The 4,571-nt window shown below is 70.1% G+C and carries 1 pseudogene; it reads right to left on the bottom strand.

The features are described from left to right. Positions 1 to 4,535: pseudogene (locus ACFVH5_RS43980) on the bottom strand (type I polyketide synthase); the annotation flags it as partial. Between the last annotated feature and the right edge of the window lie 36 nt (positions 4,536 to 4,571).

Genomic DNA, 4,571 nt, shown 5'->3' with positions numbered 1-4,571 from the left:
CAGACCACGTCCTTCAACGGCAGCCCCACCGCCGCACACACCTCGTCAAAGGCATCCGCGAACACCGGAAACACCTCATACAACTCCCGCCCCATACCCAGCCGCTGACTCCCCTGCCCAGTGAACACAAACGCCAACTTGCCCTCGGTGACCGTGCCGACCAGCACGGACGGGGACGGCTTCCCGTCGGTCAGCGCGGTGAGGCCTTCGAGGAGGCTGGGACGGTCGTCCGCGACGATCACCGCTCGGTGTGCGAGAGCGGCGCGACCGGTCGCCAACGACAGACCCACGTCCACGGCACTCGCCTCCGGCTCGTCCCGCACATGGGCGAGGAGGCGCGCGGCCTGGTCGCGCAATGCTTCCGGGCCGTCGGCCGACAGAGGCCACGCGACAGGGCCCGTGACCGTCACGACCGACGGCTCGTCGGGGGCGGGAGGTGCTTCTTCGATGATGACGTGGGCGTTGGTTCCGCTGATCCCGAACGACGACACCGCCGCACGACGCGGACGACCCTCAGCCGGCCACTCACGCGCCTCGGTCAACAGCCGGACGTCACCCGCCTCCCAGTCCACCTGCGGAGTCGGCTCATCCACATGCAACGTCCGCGGCATCACACCATGCCGCATCGCCTCGATCACCTTGATGATGCCCGCGACACCGGCCGCCGCCTGCGTGTGACCCATGTTCGACTTGATCGAACCGAGCCACAACGGCCGACCCTCAGGACGATCCTGACCGTACGTGGCCAACAGGGCCTGCGCCTCGATCGGATCACCCAGCGTCGTACCCGTGCCATGCCCCTCCACCACATCCACATCAGCACCCGTCAGACCGGCGTTCGCCAGCGCCTGCCGGATCACCCGCCGCTGAGCGGGACCGTTGGGGGCGGTCAGACCGTTGCTCGCGCCGTCCTGGTTGGTCGCGGTACCGCGGACCACCGCGAGCACCGGATGACCGTTGCGCCGGGCATCCGACAACCGCTCGACCAGCAACATGCCCACACCCTCGCCCCAACCGGTGCCGTCGGCCGCAGACGCGTACGACTTGCACCGCCCGTCGGACGACAGTCCCCGCTGTTCGCTGAACTCGATGAAGTTCTCCGGCGTGGCCATCACCGTGATGCCGCTGGCGAGGGCGAGCGAGCACTCACCCGACCGCAGCGCCTGGGCGGCCCAGTGCAGCGCGACCAGCGAGGACGAGCACGCCGTGTCGATCGTCACCGCCGGGCCTTCGAGCCCGAGGACGTAGGACACCCGGCCGGAGGCGATGGCACCGGTGGCGCTGTTGTGGGAGTAGTCGTGATACGTCATCCCGGTGAAGACGCCGGTGTCACTGCCCTTCAGCGTCGTCGGGTCGATACCCGCACGCTCCAGTGCCTCCCAGGACGCCTCCAGCAACAGCCGCTGCTGCGGGTCCATCATGAGCGCCTCGTTCGGTGCGATCCCGAAGAATCCGGGGTCGAACTGAGCCGCGTCGTGCAGGAATCCGCCCTGGTTGACGTAACTGGTCTGCGGACGGGTGCCGGTGGGGTCGTAGAGCCGCTCCAGGTTCCAGCCCCGGTCGGTGGGGAAGCCCGAGACGACATCCGTCCCGTCGGCCACCAACCGCCACAGGTCCTCCGGCGAGGCCACTCCCCCCGGGTAACGGCACGCCATGCCGATGATGGCGATCGGGTCGTCGTCGGCCGACGTCACGGCTGCCGTGACGTGGTCCGTGTTCACGGTGCCCGAGATCTCGTCGAGCAGGTGGCGCGCGAGGACGGCGGGGGTGGGGTAGTCGAAGACGAGCGTGGCCGGAAGCTTCAGTCCCGTCGCCCCGCCGAGGCCGTTGCGCAGTTCCATGGCCGCCAGTGAGTCGACACCCAGGTCGCGGAATGTACGGTCCGGGCCGACGGCTTCCGGTCCGGTGTAGCCGAGGTTCATGGCGGCCTGCGCACGGACCAGGGTCAGCAGCATGTCGAACCGCCGGCTCTCGGTGAGGCCCGCGAGCCGCTGGCGGATGCCGTCCGCGTCCGTGCGGGTCCGGGCCGTGCCACGCGTGACGACGGGGATCAGACCGCGCAGTACCTCCGGTATGGAACCACCGGCGCGAACCGCCGCGAGGTTCAGCTTGAGGGGGATCGCGGCAGCCTCGTCCGTTCGCGCGGCCGCGTCCAGCAGCGCGAGTCCGTCGCGGTTGGACAGCGGGAGGATGCCACCCCGTTCCATGCGGGACCGGTCGGCTTCGTTCAGGGTGCCGACCATGCCGGCTGCCTGGCTCCAGGGTCCCCAGGCGAGGGATTGGGCGGCCAGGCCCTGGGCCCGCCGATGCGCGGCGAGCCCGTCGAGGAAGGCGTTGGCAGCGGCGTAGTTGCCCTGACCCGCGACGCCCAGGACGCCGGCCGCGGAGGAGAACAGGACGAACGCCGACAGGTCCATCTCCTGTGTCAGCTCATGCAGATACCAAGCGGCATCCGCCTTGGGACGCAGCACCCGCTCCAACCGCTCCGGCGTCAACGAACCGATCAACCCGTCATCCAGCACACCCGCCGCATGCACAACACCACTCAGCGAGCGACCTTCCAACACACCCGCCAGCGCCTCACGATCCCCCACATCACACGCCGCGAACTCCACCCGCGCACCCAGCGCCGTCAACTCTTCAAGCAGTTCCACCGCACCAGGCGCATCCGCACCCCGCCGGCTCACCAACAACAACCGCTCCACACCGTGCCGCGCCACCAAATGCCGGGCCACCAACCCACCCAACGCACCCGAAGCACCCGTCACCAACACCGAGTCACCGAACACCGACGACGGCACCGGCCCGGAACCAGTTCCCGTACTCGCCGCCGGCATCCGGACCAGCCGCGGCACATACACCGCGCCCCCGCGCACCACGACCTGCGGCTCACCGACCGCCAAGGCCCGCGCCACCGCGACCCGCTCTACATCGGAGCCCGCAGCGACATCGAGGCCCGTACCGGCATCGGTATCGGTATCGGTATCGACGTCGGTGTCGGCAGCGGCCAGATCCAGCAGCACGAAGCGCCCTGGGTCTTCCGACTGCGCACTACGCACCAACCCCCACACCGCAGCACCCGGCAGAGAGGTGACGTCCTCACCCGCCACCGACACCGCACCCCGCGTCACCACCACCACGCGCGACACGGCCGACTGCAGAGCCTCCAGAACCCGGGCGACAGCCGAGGCCACCCCCGAGCCACCGACCCGTAACACCTCCACGGAGGCATCCACGTCCATGGACGCGTCAAGGTCCGCGGGCGCGAGCACGGATCCGTTCGCCTCTGCCGGCGTCCAGTCGACGCGGAAGAGCGAGTCGGTGTGCGGAGTCCCCAGAGCCGAGACCGGACGCAGTGTCAGGGATTCCACCGACGCGACGGGCTCGCCGGTCGCGTCGGCGACCGCCAGGGTGACCTCGGCGTCGTGGCGGCGGGTCACCCGGACGCGCAGCGCACTCGCGCCGGACGCGTGCAGTTCCACGCCTCGCCAGGCGGACGGCAGGAGAGCCGCGTCGTTCTCGGTGCCCCCGGTCAGCGCGAACGCGCGCAACGCCGCGTCGAAGACTGCCGGGTGCAGCCCGAAGGCGCTTGAATCCACGTTCTCGGGCAGGCTGACCTCGGCGAACACTTCGTCACCGAGCCGCCAGGCGGCTGTCAGCCCCTGGAAGGCCGGGCCGTAGGAGAGGCCCGCCTCGTCGAGCCGGCCGTAGAAGCCGTCCAGGTCGACCGCCTCGGCACCGGACGGCGGCCACTGGGTCAGCGCGCTTCCGTCGGTCACGCTCGCGGCCAGCAGTCCTGTCGCATGCCGTGTCCACGGCGTGTCGATGGCGTTCTCGTCGCGCGCGTACACCGTCACGGAACGGCAGCCCGATCCGTCCGCGGCCCCGACCACGACCTGAACGGCGACACCACCGCGCTCCGGGAGCACCAGTGGTGTCTCGACGGCGAGTTCCTCGATACGGCCGCAGCCCACCTCGTCCCCGGCGCGGACGGCCAGCTCGACGAAGCCGGTGCCCGGGAAGACGGTGACGTCGTCCACGACGTGGTCGGCGAGCCATGGCTGCGAGCCGACCGACAGCCGCCCGGTGAAGACCAGTTGGTCGGAGTCCGCCATCATGACCGTGGCGCCCAGCAAGGGGTGGCGTGCCGCTCCCAGCCCCATGGACGCCGGATCCGCGTTCGTCGTCTCGTCGATCAGCCAGAAGCGCCGCCGCTGGAACGGGTAGGTCGGCAGGTCCACCTGCCGGGCTCCGCGTCCGGCGAGCACTGCCTGCCAGTCCACGGGTACACCGGTCGCGTGGAGCCGTCCCACGGCCGACAGCAGCGTGACCGCCTCGGGACGGTCACGACGCAGTGTGGCCGTGGCCACCACCGCATCATCGACACTCTGCCGCACCATCGTCGTCAGGACGGCATCCGGCCCGATCTCCAGGAACCGGCTCACACCCTCCTCACGCAGCCGGCCCACATCAGCAGCGAACCGCACCGCCTCACGCACATGCCGCACCCAGAACTCAGCCGACCCCACATCCTTCACCAGCCGAATCCGCGCCTCACCAAACGACACCGA

Source organism: Streptomyces sp. NPDC127119, assembly GCF_042677425.1.
Taxonomy (GTDB): Bacteria; Actinomycetota; Actinomycetes; order Streptomycetales; family Streptomycetaceae; genus Streptomyces.
This window is presented reverse-complemented; position numbering and strand designations above follow the sequence as displayed.